The following is a 22,078-nucleotide window of genomic DNA, read 5'->3' on the forward strand; positions in this document are numbered from 1 at the left end:
GACGCTACCCGCGAGGTAGGAGCCAGAGAGATCCAAGAACTTAACCCTGGCTCACTCTAGACGAATGGCCTCGGTAAATGCGCACTGCTGGCAAATCAAGGGAAACGGTAGCGTGGCAAATTGCAGATCAAGAGAGCCCACAATTTTCGCCCCCTGAATTTGGATGCCCCGATGGGTAATAAACTGGCTGGCTTCGGTATCGGTACAGAGCCAGCTCAACAAAGTCGCCCGTAACTGGCGGCTGTCATCCCAAGTATCGGCCTGAGAGGGATCGTTTTGGGTAGCCGCTTCAGCCAGATAATTTGCGACTTCGCCAGTTTCCACCTGCTCTAATAAGCGGCCTTCTGCCTTGGACAAGCTGAAACGAGTAGAAGCTAGATGACTCAAATTTTTATCAGCAGTCATATGCAGTGGTGCGTTGGCCTAAACGGCAAATCCATTATGCACAGGCAAACTCAGATTTTGCGGTTTGCCATTTTGGCCTGTTGCACCGCAACTGATCACAGCTAATTTTTAGGAAATATTGCTAATTTCGACAATCATCTCGCCTTGCTGTAGTTGCTCTATTGCTTCGGGAAGAGTTGCTGTTAGCAATCGCCGCAAATTTCGATTTGTAACATTGCCACAGGTTAACCACAAGATCTGAGGGGGCGTTCCCAAGCGGCAGACTAAATCGATGAAGTCACTGTCTTTAGTCATGATCACAGCATTTGCAGCTCGCGCAGCTTGAAAAATGTCGAGGTCTTGAGCATCGCGCAAGGATAAGTCTCGCAGTGCCGATGCCTCTAAGTCAAAAGTTGCTGACAACCAATTTGCCAGAGTTGGCGGGAGTTGAGCATCAACCCAGATTTTCATGCCGTCAGTCTAGGGAAATCAGTCCGGCGGGCCGCAAAGAGCAAACAGGCTTGGATGTCTGCTGGCTCTAGATCAGGAAAATCTTCCAAAATTTCCGTGACGCTCACGTTTTCGGCTAGCATTTCCAAAATGTCGGTGACTCGAATGCGCATGCCCCGAATGCAGGGACGCCCGCCGCATTGACCTGAGGTCTGGGTGATCCGGTCTAACAAGCTAGCGGTTGAGTTCATCATCTGTGGGCTGTAGGACTTTCTTGATTTTACTGACTGTGCGATCGCCCTCAACAGCCAGACGCGATCGCTTTTTACGCACGATCCAGAACTCACTCAAACAAGGGCATTTATTCACTACAGATTACGGTTCGATAGGAGTAGGTGCTTCCCGCTGGGTGACGGGGCCTCGGCTGATGAGGGCTCCTTGCTTAAACAAAAAGCAGGGCAGGGTCTCATCGTTGAGCACAAACAACGTCCAAGTCGCCTCATCTTCACCGATCAAGCCATCATTGTCGGGCATGGGTAAATTGCGGTAAACATAGCCTTCGGGGATGACGGTGCGATCGGCGGGTTGATCAACAAAAATGATCGCTTTATCGCGCCAAAACACCCGCATTTGATAGGCCGCCGGGTCGTTGTCTGCGGCACTGGTGCGATAGACATTGATGGCATATTCGGTCAAATCACAATAGGCCACTGTTTCATCAGCTTGGGCGGGGCGGGCAGAGAGTAGGGGAGCGATCGCTGCGCCGACCAACAGCCCAGCAGCCCAGACAACGGTTCGAGAATGCTGATACATGGAGAGCTTGCCACAGAATGCTCTCATCTTAGAGCTAGAGGCACTTTCATGGCGTCAGTACAGGGCTGCTGACTGTCGGTATTCAAGGGAGCGATCGCTCCCACCGATCTGGAGATCCGCCAACCGGAGCGGCTCGAACCGGCGATAGCTTGCAAAATGGGAACAGCCAACCTGCCGCGATCGCGTGCTTGCCAGTGTGATGAAACTCTCTTCCCTTCGCCGATGTCTGTTTGCCTGCCTGCGCCCATGTCAGCAGGCCATGCCGCGACTGCTCCCCCGGGGCTTTCGCCGCCGCTCGCTCTGGAGTTTGACCATCCTTGGCGTTGTCCTAGTCGGTCTGCTACAGGGGATGCCCGCCAGCTCAGCCGCGCCAACGATTACGATGGGCCGCCCCACCTGGGATACGGGGTGGTTTCAGGCCGAGATTTATCGTGAGCTGTTGATCGAGTTGGGATATGGGGTGAAGGCTCCAAAAACCCTCAGCAATGATGATTTCTACACGCAGGCGGCGGCTGGCGAGGTAGATCTTTGGGCCAGTGGTTGGTTTCCATTGCACAATCGCTATTTGGAACAACCAGAAATTCAGGGCCAGGTGGAGCCTGTCGGTTTTGAGGTGCCTGGCGGCGCGTTGCAAGGCTATCTGGTGGATAAAGCCACCGCAGAAAGGCTGAATATTATCACGCTGGCTGATTTACAGCGACCCGAAGTGATTGAGGCGTTCGATCGCGACCAAGACGGTCGGGCTGATTTACTCGGCTGCAACGAAGATTGGGCCTGTGCCGAGGTCATCGATTACCACCTGGCGGAATATGGCCTGACCGAAACGGTGGCGCATATTCAGGGTGCTTACGCTCCGCTGATGGAAGACACGGTGGCCCGTCAACGTCGGGGCGAATCCGTTTTGTTCTACACCTGGACGCCGAACTGGACGGTGAACGAACTGGTACCGGATGAGGATGTCGTGTGGTTGGAAGTGCCCTATCCCAGTTTGCCGCTGGGGCAAAAGCAGCTCGAAAGTGAAACAACTATGACCGGAATTGTCGGTTGTGTGGCTGATCCCTGCACGTTAGGGTTTCCGCGTAATGATATCCGCGCCGTGGCTAATACAGAGTTTCTGGCCGCTAATCCGGCAGTGCGATCGCTGCTCGAACAAGTCACCATTCCCCTCGAAGACATTGCTGCCCAAAATGCCCAAATGTTGGCAGGCCAAGGAGATGAGAATGATATTCGCCGCCAGGCTCAGGAATGGATTCAGGCCAATCGCGAGCTCGTAGACAGTTGGCTTGTGCAGGCCCAGGCGATCGCTGACCTTCCACCCACTGAGGGCTCGCCTGAGACTGCCGCCGATGTCGGTCCCACGAGGCTCTCGGTGACGGCTCCCCTGCGCGTGGTGACCCAGCGCTTTGAGCCATTCGTCATTTACGAAGACCAGCAATATCAGGGCTTTAGCATTGACCTGTGGGAAGCGATCGCCGATGAATTGCAGCTCCCCTATGACTTGGTGGGGGTCAACTCCGTCGCCAAACTGCTGGATGAAGTCGAACGCGGGGCCGCCGATATTGCGATCGCGGGCATTGGCATTACGTCTCAGCGCGAGGAACGGCTCGACTTTTCCTACCCCTATTACGAGTCCGGGCTGCAAGTCTTGGTGCCCAGTGACCAAAGTGAGTTGAGCAAGTTGCTGACCGTGATTGGTGCGGTGTTGCGATCGCCCCGGCTTTATTACGGTGTCGGCATCCTGATTTTGGTCTTGCTCATCGTGGCGCACATCCTATGGTGGTCAGAACGCACGCACAACCACGAATTTCCCGATAGCTATTGGCACGGCATTTGGGAAGCGTTTTGGTGGGCCGCCGTCACGGTGACGACCGTCGGCTATGGCGACAAAGTGCCGAAAAAACCTGCTGGCAGGGTGTTTGGGCTGATCTGGATGTTCTCTGGCTATTTTGTCTTTGCCTACTTCACCGCTAGCATTGCCACCACGTTTACGGTGCAAGAGCTGCAAGGGGTGATCAACGGTCTGGAAGACCTGCCCGGTAAACGGGTCGCCACCGTAGCGGAGAGTGCGGCTGCTGAATTTCTGGACGAGCAAACCAACCTGCTTTTTCAGGAATTTCCGACCCAGGAGGCGTTGTACCTCGCCGTCGATACTGAGAAATCAGTGGATGCCGTGGTCTACGATTCTCCCGTGCTGCAATATTTTGTCTCCCACCAAGGCCAGGGCCAATACAAAGTTGTGGGCGAAGTCTTTCAATCCCTCAACTACGGGATCGCCCTCCAGCAAGATAGTCCCTACCGCGAAGCCATCAACGCGACGCTACTCAAGCTGTATGAAACCGGGCAATATGAGGAAATCTACCAGGAATGGTTTGGTTAGTGCCCCTGCAAGAGTGCTTACAAGGACAAGGTCGCCCAAGCGTTAGATTTCAAGGTCAAGGTATGCTCGGCTGGCGCATCCGGTTTGGGTTTGAGTTTGCCGCTGGCATCATGCAAATCATGCAGTAGCGCCTGGGTCACCGACAGGGGATCTGAGATCACTGCCCAGCGATCGCTCTGATACCGAAACCCAGTGGTGCGAATGGCTTTCCAAGTTTTGAGCAGCGGTTGAGTGCAGGCGACCGCAAATACTTCCGTCGTTTTCAAGGGCTGCAGGGCAAACGACGTTTCTGGCATTTTGGGATACTTAATCGCCGTATCGCCGGGCAGAGAGCTTTCTCGGGCAATCACCTGGCTAGTTTGTTCGCTCCCTTCAGCCATGTTGAACGGCGGGCAGTAAACCGACAGCCGACTTTTATCCACCACACTGAACAAAAGGTAATACACCGTCTCGGTCCCCGCATTCCGCAGGCGGATTTGATACTGTTCGGGGCGGTTGCGCGTTAAGCTGCCAAACGTTAGCCGCTCTGACTGACTCAAGCTACTGCCGTTGAGCTGACGCGATCGCAGCGTTTCTTCCAGCAATAAGAGTTTGCTATCGGGGGCTTGAGTTTCGAGTACTAGCCGCACGGGCAGTTGCGACGACACCGGATTCAGCGTCAACCGCAGGATTTTGACCGCCAGCAGACTATGCAGCGTTGCAGTCAACCGCGTAATTGCCGTTTTCACCGCTTCTTCTTCTTCCGCGGTGGTGCCCGCAATGAGCGACCCATCCGGGGTGAACAAGCCGTAGCCTGGCGGCACAGTAGACTGCTCAGAAGCGAGGTCTGCGGCTTCCAGCGGAATCGATTTGGCCACCGGGGAGGGCGCAGTCGCACTCAAGAGCGAACGGCTTTTGCCAAATAAACAATCCGCCACCCCTTCCCCGGGAGCCGTCGTGGCGATCGACGGCAGACCGGACAGGGCGCTGGTCGCGTCCACTCGCTCGATCCGTTCCAGGGCGGGATCAAGCGCCACAGTCAAGTCAATCTCTTTGGGAAAACGCCGCTCCACTTCAATAATCGGCGTCCCGATGGGGAGGTCAGTCAAATTTTTCAGCGTGGTTTTGGCGCGTAACCCGTTCAACGTTTTGACCTGTAGGACGCCTTCGGGCACGGCGGTGAGTCCTGGCAACGTCGGGAGCGGTTGCAGCTGCAACCCTAACTCACAGTAAGGTAGCAAACCTGATGGCAGACCGCCGAGCCACACGATCGCGCTGTGGTCAGCCTGATCAATCGTTTTAATGACGCCATCGGCGGCGGGCTGCGGCAATCGCCCCGACAACAAGGGAATGCCGGGACGCTGGGCGATCGCCTTGCCGAAAATTTCAGAAGTCTGATCCGTGCCTGTCCAAGCCGACAATTTGCGATCGATGCGACGCATAAACCACTGTTGGCGCTGGGCGGGCATGCTCATCCAAATCTGTTGCGTCAGCGCATAGGTAAAGAGTCCCGCGCTGAAATCCGGCCAGTTGCCTTCGAGGGCGACACCGTTGCCCAGTTGGGGATGCAACAAAATCCCAGGCCAGTCGGTGGCGAGCTGTTGCCACGTTTTGGTCGGTTTGGTCAGCGGAATCGACGCTGGCGATTGCCAGGCACCCTGTGCTGAGGCGAGGCGCGATCGCACCCGAAAGTTACCCCGCCGGAGCGTGGGCGGCAATGTCGAGCTGGCATCAATCACCGTCAAGACCCTCACGCCGCGCAGCTTGGCCAATAACTGCATCAGGCTTTCGGTAAATAAATCATGGATGACGGGCATCGTTTCATCGGGCCAGTAGCTGTCAGCGGCCACCAACGTCGGGAATGTCGGGTCGGTCGCCTGATCCGACAGGGTGGCTTGGCTACCTAGACCACTAAAGTGAAGAATGACGGTATCTCCCGGTTTCGCTTGCTCCACCAGATGGCTTTGCGCCGTCGTCAAAATTTGATTGACTGTCGCTTCCGCATTCGCCAGGGTGACGATGTTTTGGGGGTCTACCCCCAAGCGGTGAATCAGCAGTTCGCGCTGGAGCTCAACGTCCGTAACGGCTCCCTGCAAAAATCGCTCAGTTTCAACCTTGGCGGGCGATCGCCAGACTTTCTCCGGATAAGCATTAATGCCCACTAACAGGGCAAAGCGCTGATTCGTTTCAGCAAAAGCTGACTGGTAGGCTCCCACGGAACCTGCCAGCCAGCTATCCGTGACCCCTAGAGCAGCCAGGACGGCGCTTAAACGCTGCAAAAAATCTCGTCGTCCCAGCGTCACAGCAGGGGCACCCCTTTGTTTCTAGACTTCTTGAGCCACCCGCATGGCCCGCGCCAATTCTGCTGCCACTTCAGGACGAGAAAATTCGGGTGGGGGGAGTTCTCCCCGGCGCAACATTTCCCGAACTTTGGTGCCAGACAGATGCACCCGCTCTTCCGGAGAACTGGGACTCGTTTTGGTAGTGGCCATCGTACTGGTGCGAGTGCAGTAGAAAGCATGCTCAAACTTCAACGGCGTAATGCCAAGCTCATCGGGGGCAAACTCATCAAAAATATGCTGAGCATCATAGGTGCCGTAGTAGTCACCGACACCCGCATGGTCGCGACCCACAATAAAGTGCGTACAGCCGTAGTTTTTCCGCACTAGAGCATGGAAAATGGCTTCTCTAGGGCCAGCGTACCGCATAGCTGAAGGATTAATCGCTAAAATCACGCGATTTTGTGGAAAATAGTGCTCCATCATAATTTCGTAGCACCGCATGCGCACATCCGCTGGGATGTCGTCTTGCTTGGTGGCACCCACCAAGGGATGGAGGAAGAGACCATCCACAATTTCTAAAGCGCACTTTTGAATATATTCGTGGGCGCGATGGATAGGATTACGGGTCTGAAAGCCGACGACCGTTTGCCAACCGCGCTCGGCAAACATCACCCGCGAGACGGCTGGGTCAATTTGATATTTCGGGAACAGAGGATGGGGATCACGCTCTAGCAGCCAGACCGGGCCAGCCAAGTTCACCTCGCCCTGGTCATAGACGACTTTAACGCCAGGGTGCTTTTCTTCGTCGGTACGATAAACGTTGATCGCTTCTTTTTGCTTGTCGTAGGCGTATTTTTCAGTCAGTTCCAAGACACCAACAAAGCGTCCGGCACTGTCATCCAACCGAACTTTCGTGCCTTCGGTGAGGGAGTCGGCGATCGTCGCTTCGACCGACAGCGTCACGGGGATCGCCCAGGGTAGGCCATTAGCCAGCCGCATATCAGTAACGACGGTGTCGTAATCAGCGCGCCCCAAAAATCCTTCTAACGGACTAAAGCCGCCGATCGCAATCATCACCAAATCAGAGACCGCTCGTTCATCGAGGGTGATGCGGGGCATCGTGTCGCCAGCTTCTAAAAAAGCTTCTCGTTGCTCAGGGGTGGCGATGCGATGCACCAAGGTGCCACCGTGGGCGGCGTTAATGTCCAGGGATGTAGTCAAAATACGAACCTCTCAAACTGCTAAACGGACTTGTCCAGTATTCCCAATGCCGCCCGCTGAGTCCGGTGACATCAGGAAAGAACCGGGAATCTTGGCAGCGCTAGGTCGGAGCACTCGCTTGCGCCAGCGCGGCATCTACCCGGGCTTGCACTGGCAGCGGCTCAATGATGCCGCCCCCAAGAACGCGATCGCCGTCATACCAAACGGCCGCCTGCCCCGGGGTGACACCAAATTGCGGCTCGGCAAATACCAGCTGCACGCGTGCGCCCTCGGTCTCAGAGGCCGCGCTTAGCGGTACCAGCGTGGCTGGCACCGCCGTTGAGCGATAACGAATCTGTACGGTGACCGAGAGGGGCTCCGTGGGGGGCGCTGCCGATACCCAGTTTACGCGGTGAACGGTACAGTCTGGATAGTGAACGCTCGCGCGATCGCCCACAATCACCTGGTTGCGACCAACATCTAGGGCGACGACGTAGAGTGGGTACGCCGCAGCGACGCCCAATCCTTTGCGTTGACCGATCGTATAGTTGTGTACCCCTGTATGGCGCCCCAAAATCCGCCCTTGGGTATCCACAATATCTCCCGGTTTTGGCGCTAAATACTTCTCTAAAAACTGTCCCATGGAGCCATGATGCTCAATCAGGCACAAATCCTGGCTTTCGGGCTTGGCAGCGGTGTGCAGACCAAATTGCTCGGCCATTTGGCGCGTCTCCGCTTTGGTCTGCTCGCCCAACGGAAAGTGCAGCGAGCCCAACATCTCTTGGGTTAAATCGTACAGAAAGTAAGACTGGTCTTTGTTGCGATCAACGGCGCGCAACAGCTCATAGCGCTGAGTCGTTTCGTTAAACCGCACCCGCGCATAGTGCCCCGTGGCGATCGCCTCGGCCCCCAACTCGCGCCGGGCATAGTCCAACATCGGGCCAAACTTCACCGTGCGGTTACATTGCGAGCACGGTAGAGGAGTCACCCCAGCCTGATACCCCTCGACCAAGTAATCCACAATATTGGCTTGAAAGGTATCGCGGCTATCCACAATGTGATGGGGCACCCCCAACTCTTCACAGAGTTGCGCCGCATCTACCATCCCTTCTGAACAACATTGCCCCTTGCCTTTCATCAGCCACAGGGTCAGTCCGATCACCTCATGACCTTGATGATGCAATGTTGCGGCAGCCACTGAACTATCGACCCCACCAGAGAGGCCCACAACAATTTTGCTCATCTTCAAAAAAGTCTGGAATTTTTCTATGAATGTAACTATCCTAGGCTAGCATTCGCCTCGACTGTTCGTAGGAAGGCCGAGGTCAGCTCATGGCTTATCTGTGACATCGCCCTCTAGCCCTCAGCTCTTAGCTGATCACGTCTTATGAAATCACATTCTGCTCATTGGTCAAATGCAATGGTCACTTCCCGGTTTCGGCAGTGGTGTCGGCCACGTCTATCCGGGCTACCGATCGCCTGCTTGCTAGGCGGCGGCTTGGGATTGGCGATCGCTTTACCGAGTGTCGCCGCTACCTTGACCGCGCCGGAAGGGGTGACGGATGGGGCGATCGCTCAAGCCCTGCCCACCCCCTTGCCCCCACTGCCAACGAATAGCGGCGTCGCGCCCACCTCGGGAGATCAATATTTAGTGCTCGTTAACGGCAGTAGCGATCTGTTACTGCAGCAGGTGCGGCAAGTCGAGCCCGGGGCATTTGTAAATTTTGTTGATGGCCAGTCAGTGATCCAAGCTGGACGCTTCAACTCCTATGAAAATGCACAATATCGAGCGAATGAATTAGCCGGCTTTGGCATCACTGCCGATGTCCAAAGCACCGACTATGCCAGTGCCCCCATCGCAGTTACCCCACCGTCTGATTACAGTTTGGCTTACCCCGCAACGGGTCAAGGGGTTGCCCAACCCTTTCCTAGCAACACGGTAGCCGCCACCCCTTCGACCATCGAATTTGGTCAGGCGGCCCCGTTTGGTTCTGCGGCCCCCACTTCGGCTGCAGCTTTTCCACCCTCCCCGTCAAACGTCAGTTATCCCAGCGGGCCGCCCACGGGCGCAACGCCGCCGCCGCTCACAACTCCTGCAGTTGTGCAAGGCAACTTAGCATCGGGCTACTACGTTGTGGTACCAGGGAGCTCGATTGAACTGCAACAGCTCGCAAATCAAATTGTGTCTTTAGGCGCACCCAGCGTATTAGTGCAATCGCGCACTGCACCGCGTGGTCCTCATGTAGCGGTGGGACCTTATGGCGATTACGACATCGCTCAAGAATGGAATAACTATCTGCGCGATTCGGGCATTGCGGGTGCGCGGGTGCATTTTCAGTAAATGCCTTTGCTCCCAGTACTAGCAGCGATCGCCGCGCGAGTAACTCGGGACTGAGTCACAATTTCGGATAGCCGCGTCCCAATTGCATAGGTATTGAATACGGAATCAGATTGCCTAAACATTAGGCCCTATGGACGAAGATGCTCGTAGGGCCTTTATTATTGCCAGCGCTGGGCTGCTGCTGCCATCAGTCTGGGCAACCATCCATATCAGACACCTTGACCGAGTGAAATCGTTGAAATCATTTAGATAGTCCATTAGCCAAGCCATCATGATGCATTCCCCACTGCGCGACCAGCCAGACTTTGCCTCCTCGGTGATTGTCACGGCCCAGCAAATGCAAGCCGTGGAAGCAACGATCTTTGCCGAAGGGATGCCCGTAGCAGCGCTCATGGAAAAGGTGGCAGGCAAAGTCGCCCGGTGGATTATGCAGCACTTTCCCCGCGATCGCTTTCCTCTAGTTGGGTGCATTGTGGGACCGGGGCATAACGGTGGGGATGCGTTGGTCGTCGCCCGCGAGCTTCATCATCGCGGCTATCAAATGCTTATCTGGTATCCCTTCGCCCAAGTGAAAGAACTCACCGCCCAACACAAAGCCTATTTGGAATATTTAGGCGTCCGGTTTACCCAGGCGAGTGAGGAGCTGAATTTTTGCGATCTGCTCATCGACGGGGGATTTGGGTTAGGGCTGACACGCCCCTTGACAGGAGAACTCGCGACGGGCATCCGCACCTTGAACACCGGCACCGTGCCCGTCGTCAGTATCGACCTGCCCTCGGGCTTGGAAAGCAATACCGGGGAAGTATTAGGCGTCGCGGTGCAGGCCACGCATACCCTTTGCCTGGGCCTCTGGAAACTGGGATTACTGCAAGATCGAGCGCAACCCTGGGTGGGACAGTGTCACTTGATCCCGTTTGATGTGCCGCTAACAGCGCTCCAACCCGCCTTGCAGGATCAGCCGCCGCCCTGCTGCTTGACTGCCGCTGCCGCGATCGCCCGCCTGCCCTTGCCGCGATCGCCCATTGCCCATAAATACACCGCAGGCCATGCCCTGCTCATTGCGGGATCACGGCAATATGCCGGGGCGGCCCTGTTGGCCGCCCAAGGCGCGCTCGCCAGCGGGGTCGGTATGCTCACCCTCGTTGTGCCGGAGAGTTTGCGACTTATGGTGGTGAGCCAACTCCCCGAAGCCTTGGTCATTGGGGCGACTGAAACTGCCCAGGGAGCGATCGCCGCACTGCCCGATGATTGGGAATGGGATCGCTACGATGTCGTGGCTTGCGGGCCTGGACTAACCATAGATGCGGCCTCCGTAGTGAAGGCGGTGTTGCAGAGCGATCGCCCCCTCGTGCTGGATGCTGACGGCTTGAACAGCTTGGCACAAGAGGATGATCCCAAGGGTCGATTAGCCGCTCGTACAGCACCCACGCTCCTGACGCCTCACGTGGGTGAATTTCGGCGGCTCTTTCCCCAACCGTGGCAAGCTGCCGCATCCCCTAGCTTGGCCGCCAGTCAAGCCGCGATCGCGGCCCACTCTACCCTCATTCTCAAAGGGGCCATTAGTGCGATCGCCCATGCGGATGGTCAATTGTGGTTCAACCCTGACAGCAGTGCAGCCCTAGCCCGAGGCGGCAGCGGCGATGTGTTGACGGGGCTGGTCACGGGGCTCGCCGCGCAACTGGCACAAACCGCAGTCACCGACACGATGCTACTGGATGCCGCGATCGCGGCAGTGTGGTGGCATGCACAAACCGGCCGCGCCATTGCGGCTCAACAGACAGAGCTCGGGTGCCCAGCTAGCGAGTTGGCCAAACAGTTACCGCGAGTGCTAGCCGAGCAACTCCAAACCGCTAACGCCACGGCTCCAGTGTGGTAGTCGGCGATCGATGGAAGCATCAAGTTGCGGCGGCGATCGGGGCCTGAACCGTGATCGGTCAATGAACGGTTGGGCCGCCGAGCACATGCCATGAGTCCAGTACCAGCGGGATACTTTGCTTGCGTCCCCGCACCTGGGCAGGACCTTAGCGTCATAGGACTGGATGCTACTGGGGATCACGGAGCTCACACGTATAGATATGACCGACCATAGCCAGTGCTCCTTACTCAACTGAGTCATCGCCAGTCGCCCCCAACGGTTTCTATATTGGGAGTGCAAACGCTTATCGGAAAGGCGATTGGGTCAACAGCAGTAATCAGCTCAAGTTTCCTAAAACTGCAATCTTTCCGGACGAAGCATGTGCTAAAAGTAATACAGATTTAAGTTGCTCCTATAAGTCACCCCTCAGCTAATTCTGACTGTTTGCGATAGCAATTCACTGCATCTGCGGCATGGTTATGAAGACTCCGACCCACTCGTGAGTACATCATCGTCAAGAGCGCCGACGGCAACTACAGATGAATGCATTGCACTAGCTGACTTCATCGGCATCAAACCGGACTCTCATCGGCGGCTTCAGACAATTATCGAGCAATCACGATGCCGATAGTGAAGTCAGCACTAGCCGTTAGAAATGACCGCAAGCAGTAAGTGCTAGACGTTTGGATGTCAGGTCTGGGGGAGTCATCACCCTGAGGCATGGCGTCTTCAAGCCAATTTTGGGACGATAAACTGCCGTAGATCGATAAGGACGTGGTAAACCAGCTGGTTACTGCTGTTGGGCAGACCGATCGCGATCGCTGGCTGGGCGACATCCTTCGCGGCTGTGAGCAACTTAGCGGCCCCGAGTTTTGCCCCCTGCAGAACTCATCTTCGTTTACTAACCGGATCTGCAACCCCAGTGAGGGCTGCAGTCCAGGCACTAAGGATCTCTCCGATGCAGACAGGATTTTCGTTATCAACTATTGGCTTCGCCGGACTATTAGTCGGCAGCTTGGGATTAGCAGGCTGTCCATCATTGCACCGGCTCGCAGAGTCACCGTCATCGTCAGCACAGGCGTTACCCGTGGTGCAGTCGGGACCCACTCAAGTGGCGATCGCGACGGCCCCCCCCACCGCGATCGCCTACGACATTTGTGGCGAGATCGACGATTGGCAACGTCCCAGTCTCGAAGAACAGACGACCGCCCTGCAGGAAAATCCCCGTTACGGCGAAGCCTTGGCCACGGAACCGCTGCAAAGCCTGTTTGAAAAGTTTTGGCATGAATCGCTGATCACCTTTACGACCTATGGTTTAAGCGCCCGCACGGAACCGATCTACCTGAGTGGCGTTTGGACGGGGATCGATGAAATGTCGGCCTGTTATGAGGGCGATCGCCCCACCGCCATCAACGCGGGTGAGCGCGCCGAAATGTGGTTAATCGGCTATCAAGTCGTCGATTTCACCTGGACGGGCGACCAGTATCAAATGACGGTTGAACCCACCACCACTGGACTGCGCTTTCTCCAATTTGAGCGAGTTGAGAGTGCCGCCACATTACCGCTCGTGGTGCTAGAAAACACCGGGGCAACGCTCACAGTCGCGACCGGCGATTGGTAAGCCGCCACGGTGCTCGATGACGCCAGTGCCCAAAATCTCTGGCATTCTTCTATCGATTAGCGCTTGTCAGACCGGCGATCCCTTTGTGAAAGTGCAAGTGTGGCGCGATGAGTCACATTCGTAACTTCGAGGGAGCTATGTTGAAGGTTATATTTTCTCGCCTAGCGCGACTACTGCTGGTCGCGATCGCTGGCCTGAGCCTACTGCTGGGATCGGTAGCTTGCAGCACGACAACGCCAGACGAGTTGCCCCAATTGGAATCTGTCACCGATAGTCTGAAGAAGCCTCAAGACCGCACTACTACTGACGCGGCCAGCGTTGAGGCGGCAGAAGACACCCTAGAAACCGTGAGTGACACCACCACTAAGGCGGCAAAAAACGTTACCGAAGCGGCGACAGAGGCCGCTAAGGAAACCGTTAAAGAGACGACTGAGGAAGTGACCAAAGCCGCTAAAGAAGGTACTGCTGAGGTCAAAGATAGTGTCGAAGCGATCGCCCCGACTGAAGACCTCACGGATGCCGCAGCCGATGAGACATCTGAACTAGTCCAGACGGTTAAAGACACCGTACAAACAACCGAAGCCGCTCTAGAGCAAAAATTAGAAGATGAAAAAGCCTCCATTCAGCAAAAGTTAGAAGCAGCCAATGAAGAGGCGGCGGAAGCGCTGGAAGCAGAGTTAGAGCGCGCTGCGGCAGCATTTGACGAAGAACTCGATAAGGCCGAGTCTCAAATCGTCCCCGTTGCCGAGGATGTCGAGGATCTCGCCACTGACCAACTGAAAGCGGCCGAGACAGCGGTTGAGAAATAAAAGCCAGGCTTATTTAGGGCACGTTCTAACTTGCCAAAGTCGCAGGAAATCAGCCCAGCGCCACGAGTCGCTGATCCATTCGTCAGGCCAAAACGGTTTCAAGACACGGTCGAGACCTCATCAGGGGACGGTGCCCTTGAGTTCCTCCTGAGAGTATTGGCTGATCCAATAGGGCACCGTCCCCAATGGCGGCTTATTTCATGGTTTGCGGTGTTGCGATCGCGCGATCAATCGATGAAATTAGATTGACCATCCCTGAATCCCAGGGACTTTTCCTAGAGCTGACGTAGAGAAAAAGAGCGATTTTTATTTCTTCGGCAATTTCATTGTCGCAATTGAACTTTGTTCGCTATACTACATAAGCCGACGCGGGGTAGAGCAGTCTGGTAGCTCGTCGGGCTCATAACCCGAAGGTCCATGGTTCAAATCCATGCCCCGCCACCAAATAAATGAAAGGCCCAGACAGATATCTGTCTGGGCTTTTTGCTGTCTGACGCTTTTATCGCCTTGTAGCTTTATTCATGCGGGCAGTCACCTTTAGTGAATCAACCTAATCTGCGGTGGCAGATTGCATTTTCGAAGGCTGACCCTGCATCAGATGAACGATCGCCTGCTTTTCCAACAGCCCCAGCAGCTGACCATTCTCACGAATCACAGCTAGCACCGACAGCTTTTTCTCGTCTAACGTGCGGATGACCTCTAGCAGCGGTTGATCAGACTCAATCGTGGTCAGTGGTATGTCGGTCGACATCACTTCTGCGACACGGGTTGTGGCCCAGCGATCGCGGGGCGTCTCTTGCAGCGCGTCCATCGAGACCGTACCGACCAGCGCTCCCGTCTCATTCACCACAAGGAACTTGCGCCAGTTGCCATGGGTATTAAGCACCACGTCATCGGCAAAAGTGCGCAGTGAAACGTCTTGAGCCACGATCGGGCTATCGCTAACTGTGGCATCTGCCGCCGTCAAACCTTCTAAGCGTTGCTGGACAGTCGCGGACTGCGCCGAGCGATTAGCATTACTCAGTAAAAACCAGCCAATCAACAGAGTCCACACGTTGCCGATGGGACTGATCCCCGCGATGGCGGCAGCACCGATCGCAATGGCTAACCAACCCAGGACTTGACCGGCCCGACTCGCAAACGCCAATCCTTTGTAAGGATCATCTGTAATCCGCCAGACAATCGCCTTCACGACGTTACCGCCGTCGAGGGGCAACCCTGGCAGCAAATTAAAAATTCCCAGCGCGAGGTTGATGTAAGCCAGCAAAGACACGATCGCGCCCAGTGGGCCGCTCAGTGCCAAGACTTGTCCCGCTGTGAACAGAGCAGCAAACAACAACAAACTCACTACCGGACCCGCGATCGCCACTTTGAACGCACCGCCAGGGCTATCAGATTCTTTTTCCAACGCCGCCAGTCCCCCAAAGAGAAACAGCGTAATGGAATTGACGCCAATGCCTTGACGTAGGGCGGCAAAACTGTGACCCAGTTCGTGAGCCAACACCGAACTAAAAAGCAAGAGGGCGGCAAACAAACCCAGTAACCAGGGAGTCGTCCCCGGTAATGCAGGAAAGGCGTCGGCCAAACCGCTGCCATAACTCCAAGTCACCAGGGCTAACACCAAAAACCAGGACACATTGAGATAGAAGGGTATCCCGAATAGGCTGCCCACCCGTATATTGCCGTTCATATGGGGCACCTCAAATTTTCATCAGTGCGGCATAACCCCAAACAACTCGAAGTCATTCCGCGTTTATATCCCTATTGTAACGAAAGGTTAAAATTCACTCCTCTTGCTGGAGCCGTAAAGTCCGAAGCAAACAGTTCGGTTTTGCCGATGTCTTAGCAGCACGCTGGTGCTGCACTATCCGGCATGGGATCAGTTCAGCCCGGGTTTAACGTGACCGACGGCGTCACCTTGAGGGGGAGGGTGACGGTCACAGTCGTCCCACTTGCGGCGTTGGAGGTGAAGGCGATCGCCCCGTCGTGGGCCTCGACAATGCGGCGGGTAATAGCGAGGCCAAGGCCATTGCCAGTGGATTTGGTGGTGAAAAAGGGTTGCATCAATTTCGGCAAGGTCTCTGGCGGGATGGGGTCACCGCCGTTGTGAACGTGAATGTTGACAGTGTCATCATTCACGCAGAGCGAACAGGTGATGCGATCGCCCTCGGGGCAGGCCTCACAGGCATTGCTCAGAAGATTGATGAAAACTTGTGTGAGGCGATCGCGATCGCCATTCACCGTGACGGTTTGCTCCAGGCCAATCGTGTGGAGCTGCCGATTTTGCGCCACCGGCTGATGGCTGAATTCTGCGTGTAGCGTTTGTAAAAATGGCCCCAGGGCCAACGGTTCCAGCTCTAAATGCTGCTCGCGGGCATACATCAAGATTTCGTTGAGCAGCCGTTGTAGGCGTTCGGATTCTTCTAGCGCAAAGGCGAGGCGGTGCTGCGATCGCGGCGGCAACTCCATCTGGGTCAAAGAGTTGAGCCCGAGCAAGATCGTCGTGAGGGGATTGCGCACTTCATGCACAATCATGGCGGCAAGTTCCCCAATTTCGGCCAGTCGAGCCTGGACTTGCTCCATCGCTCGGCGGGCGGTGATGTCACGGGCCAGCGCCAACAGCACTGGCTTGCCGCCGATATCAATGCGACCAATGCGCACCTCGACCGGAAACTGACTGCCATCCTTGCGCTGATGGATGCCTTCGCGAGTCACGGCCTGCCCAGCAGCCAAATCCCAATCTTGGGCCAATGCGGACATCGATACCGACTTTTGCACATCGGGCACCGACAGTTGCAGCAGTTCAGCACGGGTATAGCCCAGAGTATGGCAAGCTTCCTCGTTGACATCAATGAAGCGACCATCCGTATCCACCACAAAGAGGGCATCTGTCGCCTGCTCCACCAGCGTTCGAAACCGTTGCTCGCTCTCACTGAGGGCATCTTCGGCAGCTTTGCGTTCAGTGATGTCATTGGAGACTGACAAAATACACTCCTGACCGTTGAGCTGTACGATTTCAGCGGAATAGAGCACGGTGCGGCTGGTGCCTTGGGCACAGCAAAAGCGATATTCTTGATTGCGAATGAAGCCTTGTTGTCGCAGGCGATGCAGCATGGCAGCGCGATCGCCAATATCAGCCCACAATTTCAAACTAGCAGCCGTTTGCCCAATGACGGCAGCCCGCTCGGCGCCATACAGCGTCAGAAAGCTGTCATTGACATCCAACAGTTCCCCCGTGTCAAACACGCTCAAACTCATCGGGTTGGGGCTGGCATAAAACGATTTGGAAAACTTCTCTTCTGATAGGCGCAGATCGGCTTCGGCTTGATCTCGCTCGGCGATCGCTTCCCCCACCTGATTGACCATTTCCTCAAACGCCATGATCACGTCGCCCAGTTCGTCCGGGCGCGATGCCCCCGGCGATACCGATTCAAACGGAAGCGATCGCGCATCCTCGTTGCGCCGCAAGGTCTGACCGGCACGCCGCAAGTCGCGTCGCAGCGCCAGCACTGAGGCAATCACCAACCGATCCAGCACGATCATGGTGGCCCCGGTGACAAAAACGGAAATGATCAGCACGAGCCCGATGATGCGACCAATGAAGTAGTAAAACTCCCGCCCGACCCAAGTCGCATCATGGCGAATAATCAGCTCATAGCGTCCCTCTAGGGGCGACATTTCCCACACGGCATCGTAGCGTTGGGTGCGGCGGTTGTAGCGATCGCGCTCCGTCAAAACTTGTGGCAGCAGCTCAGGCATTGCAGCTGCTAGCTCGGGCAATTCACCAAAGCTGCCGATCTGGGTGCCGTCAGCACGATAGAGGGTGCCACCCAAAATGACTTCATTCCGGAGCAACGTTTCCAGACTGGCCAGTACCGACTGGTCGTCAATCGCCATCAAATCCCCTTGGCTGCTCAAGATGCCTTCGGCCTGGGCTGTGGAGAGCGATCGCAAATAATTCAACAGCTCCCGCTCCCGCCGCATGACTGACGGCACCAAAATAATGGCCTCAATCACCACAATGCTGAGAAAGACCCAAAACACAATGCGCCGCGACAGCCGCGATCGCCACAAGTTCGCTAGCGACTGTAATTGACCCAAATTCGACGGCATAAATTTTGATGGCATGATGTGGACACAATTGTAGTGGTTTGAGCCCGCAGCCGAGGAGTCATCCCCTCGCAGCCCACATCGCTGGTGGGTAAACTGTCTCCCCACCAGCCATCGCCAGATTGTCGGCGATCGAGTCATGCCGACTCATACAAGTTGACTTTCTCCTTAGTTTTATAAGAGTAGGCATCAAAGTCGCCAATAAAGGCTGTGTGCGTAATCAACCCAGTCCCCTCATGCCAGAGATGCAGATGCAAACCGGGCGGCTCCATCACCATAGTCGGCGGGGCATCGGCAGCAAGTTTGAGGGCGACTTGGTGAGCCGTGCTGGGCGCAACAGTACACAACGTGCCGGCCCACAAAGTTTGAATCGAGCGATGCAGATGACCACAAGCCACCCGCTGCACGTTGGGATACTGCTGAATGAGTTGCGCGAGCGCGACATCCCCCCGACACCGCAGACGATCCATCCCATATAAGCCGCTCTCAAACGGGGGATGATGCATAAAGATGACGGTCGGGCGATCGGGCGCTTCGGCTAGGCGATCGCGGAGCCAAGTCAGGCGATCGCGATCAATATTGCCGTACCCCTCTCCCTCGACTAAAGTATCGAGCACGATCAGCCGCAGCGGCCAGTCTTCAACCACATACTGCACAAAGCCCTCAGCCGGGACGTAAGACAAGTTGGGAAACACCTGACGGAAGGCCGCGCGATCGTCATGGTTGCCCATCACCAAATACAAGGGGGCTTTGAGTGGGGCTAGAAGCGCTTGAAGCTGTTCATATTCCTCAACGCTGCCCTCATCGACCAAGTCACCCGTAGCCACCACTAAATCGGGCTGGGGCGACAACCGATTAATCTGCTGCACCGCAGCTTGCAAGTAGCGATTGGTGTCGACAATACCATAGGCTCGCTGGCCTGCAGGCTGCACATGTAAGTCAGAAACTTGGACAATAATCATGGGTATTGGGGATGCGGAAACTCTGCCTCTGCCAGACTACCCTCGAATCTCTGGCACCCACAATTGCTGGCAACACCACGAATGACCGGTGAACCCTGCATTTTAGGGTCTAAATTCAGGAGTACATGTTTAGCGTTAGTTCGGAATGGCTGATCCTCTCCGATGAGGGGTGCCCGGAGGGCAGGGTGGGTCAGATATCGGTCATGCCTTGACTAAGCCACCCCAACGCCCCGCCTCAGAGGGGATTCAATACCGGCAGAGAGCTTCACGCTAAACCCTTACATTCAGGACCTGGATTTCAGGGTTGTCCACATGCTCCATATCGCCTTACTCACAACAAGCTGGTGCCAACAACCTGCGTGTTAGAAACGACAGCCCTGTCATCGACCAAGAGATCTTGAAAGACTGGCGAATCAGGAGAGAGCTCAATCGACACCAGGCACACTTTACAGCCACGCATCGCCCTACCATGGCCCGCAACAGCAGCTTGCCTCACCAACGTAAAGTCTTGCCAGCCAACAACCGATATTTTGCGCCAATTAAGCCACAATTAAGACATCAGGATGGTTACATGACCGCGATCGCCCTTGGTATTTGCTGCCTGATCGTCAAATGTATCCTGGTTGCATCCTATCGTCACCGAGACCGCGCAGAGCCCAGGGCTCATTCTCACGGTTGCCGTCACAACCGCAGGAAATGAGTCTGAAATTCCTGAACATCGTAGTTCTGCATGCTCCCTCTTAACCCCGGCCCGATTCCGTAGAACTACTTAGCAGTCCGGATGATCGCGGCTGTTAGGATAAAGGACGGTTGCGTTTTGCCTCGTACCCATTGCGGTTACCCTCCCAGAATTACCGACATCCCCTTCAAGGCTGCCGTGAAATCACCGATTCGCCATCCCCAACAGTTGCTCGATGCTTACCAGGCCGGCCAGGAAAACTTTAGCGATTTAATCTTAAAAGCTGTCGACTTGCGTGGGGTTTATCTGCCGTTTATCAACCTCGAATCAGCCAATTTAGAACATGCCGATTTGCGTCACGCCATTTTGACCGGGGCCACGCTCATGCGGATTCGCTTACAGTCGGCGCAGCTTGATAAAGCTAACCTCATTGCCGCTGACCTGATTCGGGCTAATTTGCATCAAGCCTGCCTGCGTGATGCCCTCTTATCCTCCGCCAATCTTTGCGGGGCTGATCTCAGTGAGGCCAATCTGCAGCGAGCGACATTAGCAGGGGCCAATCTCAATGGTGCCAACTTGCGCGGAGCCGATCTCACGGGGGCTAACTTGTCGGGGGCATCGTTGTTTGGCACTAATTTGACGGGGGCCAATCTACAAAATGTGCCGCTAGAGGCCGCCAAGATGAGCTACACCATCATGCCCGACGGCTATTGCCTCGTCGGCGAAAATGAAATTGATGACGATCCCAACAAGGCCAGCGTCTCGATCGCGAATATCTCAGCGTACTCAAGGCTGGCTAAGCATTTGCGTAACAACTGAATCAATCGACTGACCTTACCGGAATAGCAGTCCTTATTGCCCATTATGTGGAATGGGCCGAAGCTGACTCCCGTAAACTGAGCGCAAACCAGGCCACGCCAATCGTCAGCACTCCAGTAATCCAAAAAGGAATACCGTAACCAAAGCTCACCAGTGCCCCGGCGACTGCTGGCCCGATCGCATTCGACAAACTGAGAAAAGAGGCGTTGGTACCCAGCACTTCTCCTTGTTCTTGCGGGCCACTGCGCAGCGACAAAATCGACTCGATCAGCGGCAGGGGGAAGGAGTTGACCGCTGCAAAAACCACCGTAATGACCACAAACGCTTGAATCGTCGGAAACGTGGGAATCAGCAAGAAACAGATGCCTCGCGCGGCCAGCATAAACGCCAAAATGTTGACCACATTGAATCGTTGGCGCAATGGCTCTAGCCCAAACACCTGAGTCATAAAGCCGATAATGCCAAACACCGCAAAAATGAGCGCGAGTCGTCCTGGCGTTTGTCCCAAAATATTCAAGAAAAAGGGTTGAAATGCAAACGTGAAAATCGTGAAGGTAAAGCCGCTCAAAAACGTCACAAGAAAGGTGCGGCCAAAGCGGGGATTCTGAAGCGATCGCACAATGCGCCCCAACTTAAAGTCTGACCAAGTCAGTTCAAATTGCTCGCAGACCTGATGGGTTTCTGGCAGGCAGACCGCGCAGAGGATTGTGGCGATAAGGGCGATCGCGGCTGACACCATAAAACTCATCCCCAAAGATGAGATCCCAGGCAGCGGCGGCACCACCTGCGCCAAATAACTCAGCGGTGGCCCCGCCACAAACCCAAGACGAAAGGTGGCGCCAAAAATGCCGAAAGCCCGGGTGCGCTGCTCAGGGTTCGTGATATCGCTAATAATCGCCTGGGCGATCGAGTTATTGCCTCCGGTCACCCCATCCAACACTCTGGCCAGAAATAAAAACCAGGCAAATGGGGCCAGACTGGCCATCAGGTTAGCTAACACCGTCCCCAGCAAGCTCAAAATCAGTAGCGGTTTGCGCCCGACTCGATCAGACAGGCGACCCAAAATCGGTGTCCCAATAAACTGCGAAGCAGCATAGGCAGTGGTGAGCAAACTGGCCTGAAAGTCGCTCAGGCCAAACTGTTTGGCATAGGGATATAAAACCGGAATGATGATGGTAAAACTGACCGCATTAATAAATGCGACCAGCGTAATAATCCAAAAGCGCCACGGTAAACGCTGCGAACGATCGGCCATAATTCCTCTGCAACAGTGCCCGTTCCATCATGCCGGAAGATGTCAAGGAACGGTGCTCAGGCAGGCTCAGATATCAGCGACCATCGCCAATTCTTAGCCTCCACAGCCCCAATTTGACTACCCACATAGGAAGAGGACCGTT

The 22,078-nt window shown here is 55.4% G+C and carries 17 protein-coding genes and 1 tRNA gene; 7 read left to right on the forward strand and 11 right to left on the reverse strand.

The annotated features are described in order from the left end of the window. Window positions 1-51: 51 nt before the first annotated feature. The 4 genes from DYY88_RS23440 to DYY88_RS23455 all read right to left on the reverse strand — a co-directional run bounded on the left by DYY88_RS23440 (window position 52) and on the right by DYY88_RS23455 (window position 1,647). Entirely contained in the window at window positions 52-405 is a 354-nt protein-coding gene (locus tag DYY88_RS23440) for a hypothetical protein (protein ID WP_052288391.1), read from the reverse strand. Window positions 406-513: 108 nt separating this feature from the next. Further along, window positions 514-855: a DUF5615 family PIN-like protein gene (locus DYY88_RS23445; protein ID WP_039726712.1), complete on the reverse strand. Its 342-nt coding sequence runs from the start codon at window positions 853-855 to the stop codon at window positions 514-516. After that, window positions 852-1,088: a DUF433 domain-containing protein gene (locus DYY88_RS23450; RefSeq protein WP_437438596.1), complete on the reverse strand. Its 237-nt coding sequence runs from the start codon at window positions 1,086-1,088 to the stop codon at window positions 852-854. Before DYY88_RS23450 ends, DYY88_RS23445 begins: the two co-directional genes overlap by 4 nt. Before the next feature lie 121 nt (window positions 1,089-1,209). Beyond that, on the reverse strand, window positions 1,210-1,647 hold the full coding sequence (locus DYY88_RS23455; RefSeq protein WP_039726711.1) for a hypothetical protein: 438 nt from the start codon (window positions 1,645-1,647) through the stop codon (window positions 1,210-1,212). 199 nt (window positions 1,648-1,846) lie between these two features. Here DYY88_RS23455 and proX point away from each other — a divergent pair, with 199 nt between their 5' ends. Then, a complete protein-coding gene (gene proX, locus DYY88_RS23460) occupies window positions 1,847-4,024 on the forward strand; it encodes a glycine betaine/L-proline ABC transporter substrate-binding protein ProX (RefSeq protein ID WP_130199584.1) in 2,178 nt (725 codons plus the stop codon). A 17-nt stretch (window positions 4,025-4,041) separates the two neighbouring features. Here proX and DYY88_RS23465 read toward each other — a convergent pair whose 3' ends face one another. The 3 genes from DYY88_RS23465 to mnmA form a co-directional block, all read right to left on the reverse strand. Then, on the reverse strand, window positions 4,042-6,306 hold the full coding sequence (locus DYY88_RS23465) for a caspase family protein (RefSeq protein WP_039726710.1): 2,265 nt from the start codon (window positions 6,304-6,306) through the stop codon (window positions 4,042-4,044). Between the two features lie 21 nt (window positions 6,307-6,327). Further along, the gene (gene sat, locus DYY88_RS23470) at window positions 6,328-7,506 is read right to left on the reverse strand and encodes a sulfate adenylyltransferase (RefSeq protein WP_039726709.1); all 1,179 of its coding nucleotides are present in this window, start codon (window positions 7,504-7,506) and stop codon (window positions 6,328-6,330) included. A gap of 100 nt (window positions 7,507-7,606) precedes the next feature. Next, window positions 7,607-8,767: a tRNA 2-thiouridine(34) synthase MnmA gene (gene mnmA / locus DYY88_RS23475; protein WP_367889323.1), complete on the reverse strand. Its 1,161-nt coding sequence runs from the start codon at window positions 8,765-8,767 to the stop codon at window positions 7,607-7,609. A 138-nt stretch (window positions 8,768-8,905) separates the two neighbouring features. Between mnmA and DYY88_RS23480 the strand changes: the two genes are divergently transcribed. The 5 genes from DYY88_RS23480 (at window position 8,906) to DYY88_RS23500 (ending at window position 14,555) form a co-directional block, all read left to right on the forward strand. Next, complete coding sequence (locus tag DYY88_RS23480) at window positions 8,906-9,826, forward strand: hypothetical protein (RefSeq protein ID WP_039726708.1); 921 nt, start codon at window positions 8,906-8,908, stop codon at window positions 9,824-9,826. Window positions 9,827-10,097: 271 nt separating this feature from the next. Next, window positions 10,098-11,702, forward strand: a complete 1,605-nt coding sequence (locus DYY88_RS23485) for a bifunctional ADP-dependent NAD(P)H-hydrate dehydratase/NAD(P)H-hydrate epimerase (RefSeq protein ID WP_039726707.1) — start codon at window positions 10,098-10,100, stop codon at window positions 11,700-11,702. Between the two features lie 937 nt (window positions 11,703-12,639). After that, entirely contained in the window at window positions 12,640-13,302 is a 663-nt protein-coding gene (locus tag DYY88_RS23490; protein ID WP_130199585.1) for a hypothetical protein, read from the forward strand. Window positions 13,303-13,439: 137 nt separating this feature from the next. Beyond that, window positions 13,440-14,111, forward strand: coding sequence for a hypothetical protein (locus DYY88_RS23495; RefSeq protein WP_039726706.1), 672 nt, complete (start codon window positions 13,440-13,442; stop codon window positions 14,109-14,111). Between the two features lie 367 nt (window positions 14,112-14,478). Continuing rightward, window positions 14,479-14,555 (forward strand) — tRNA-Met (locus DYY88_RS23500). A gap of 106 nt (window positions 14,556-14,661) precedes the next feature. Here the strand turns inward: DYY88_RS23500 and DYY88_RS23505 are convergent. The 3 genes from DYY88_RS23505 to DYY88_RS23515 all read right to left on the reverse strand — a co-directional run bounded on the left by DYY88_RS23505 (window position 14,662) and on the right by DYY88_RS23515 (window position 19,183). Then, the gene (locus DYY88_RS23505; RefSeq protein ID WP_039726705.1) at window positions 14,662-15,801 is read right to left on the reverse strand and encodes a site-2 protease family protein; all 1,140 of its coding nucleotides are present in this window, start codon (window positions 15,799-15,801) and stop codon (window positions 14,662-14,664) included. Between the two features lie 194 nt (window positions 15,802-15,995). After that, entirely contained in the window at window positions 15,996-18,224 is a 2,229-nt protein-coding gene (locus DYY88_RS23510) for a PAS domain S-box protein (protein ID WP_044151188.1), read from the reverse strand. Window positions 18,225-18,358: 134 nt separating this feature from the next. Beyond that, window positions 18,359-19,183 carry a phosphodiesterase gene (locus DYY88_RS23515; RefSeq protein ID WP_039726704.1) on the reverse strand — a complete coding sequence of 275 codons (825 nt, stop codon included), beginning with the start codon at window positions 19,181-19,183 and terminating at the stop codon, window positions 18,359-18,361. A gap of 817 nt (window positions 19,184-20,000) precedes the next feature. On the opposite strand from DYY88_RS23515, the gene DYY88_RS23520 reads away from it, so the two are divergent. Continuing rightward, window positions 20,001-20,681, forward strand: coding sequence for a pentapeptide repeat-containing protein (locus tag DYY88_RS23520; RefSeq protein ID WP_165390139.1), 681 nt, complete (start codon window positions 20,001-20,003; stop codon window positions 20,679-20,681). 43 nt (window positions 20,682-20,724) lie between these two features. On the opposite strand, the gene DYY88_RS23525 is transcribed toward DYY88_RS23520, so the two are convergent. Beyond that, the gene (locus tag DYY88_RS23525) at window positions 20,725-21,936 is read right to left on the reverse strand and encodes an MFS transporter (RefSeq protein WP_039726703.1); all 1,212 of its coding nucleotides are present in this window, start codon (window positions 21,934-21,936) and stop codon (window positions 20,725-20,727) included. Window positions 21,937-22,078: the final 142 nt, after the last annotated feature.

This window comes from Leptolyngbya iicbica LK (genome assembly GCF_004212215.1).
GTDB lineage: Bacteria > Cyanobacteriota > Cyanobacteriia > Phormidesmidales > Phormidesmidaceae > Halomicronema > Halomicronema iicbica.

Excerpts from the sequence above, each read along its gene's own strand:
- DYY88_RS23440 (WP_052288391.1), bottom strand. The coding sequence starts at position 405 with ATGACTGCTGATAAAAATTTGAGTCATCTAGCTTCTACTCGTTTCAGC.
- DYY88_RS23445 (WP_039726712.1), bottom strand. The coding sequence starts at position 855 with ATGAAAATCTGGGTTGATGCTCAACTCCCGCCAACTCTGGCAAATTGG.
- DYY88_RS23450 (WP_437438596.1), bottom strand. The coding sequence starts at position 1,088 with ATGATGAACTCAACCGCTAGCTTGTTAGACCGGATCACCCAGACCTCA.
- DYY88_RS23455 (WP_039726711.1), bottom strand. The coding sequence starts at position 1,647 with ATGTATCAGCATTCTCGAACCGTTGTCTGGGCTGCTGGGCTGTTGGTC.
- proX (WP_130199584.1), top strand. The coding sequence starts at position 1,847 with ATGAAACTCTCTTCCCTTCGCCGATGTCTGTTTGCCTGCCTGCGCCCA.
- DYY88_RS23480 (WP_039726708.1), top strand. The coding sequence starts at position 8,906 with ATGGTCACTTCCCGGTTTCGGCAGTGGTGTCGGCCACGTCTATCCGGG.
- DYY88_RS23485 (WP_039726707.1), top strand. The coding sequence starts at position 10,098 with ATGATGCATTCCCCACTGCGCGACCAGCCAGACTTTGCCTCCTCGGTG.
- DYY88_RS23490 (WP_130199585.1), top strand. The coding sequence starts at position 12,640 with ATGCAGACAGGATTTTCGTTATCAACTATTGGCTTCGCCGGACTATTA.
- DYY88_RS23495 (WP_039726706.1), top strand. The coding sequence starts at position 13,440 with ATGTTGAAGGTTATATTTTCTCGCCTAGCGCGACTACTGCTGGTCGCG.
- DYY88_RS23505 (WP_039726705.1), bottom strand. The coding sequence starts at position 15,801 with ATGAACGGCAATATACGGGTGGGCAGCCTATTCGGGATACCCTTCTAT.
- DYY88_RS23510 (WP_044151188.1), bottom strand. The coding sequence starts at position 18,224 with ATGCCGTCGAATTTGGGTCAATTACAGTCGCTAGCGAACTTGTGGCGA.
- DYY88_RS23515 (WP_039726704.1), bottom strand. The coding sequence starts at position 19,183 with ATGATTATTGTCCAAGTTTCTGACTTACATGTGCAGCCTGCAGGCCAG.
- DYY88_RS23525 (WP_039726703.1), bottom strand. The coding sequence starts at position 21,936 with ATGGCCGATCGTTCGCAGCGTTTACCGTGGCGCTTTTGGATTATTACG.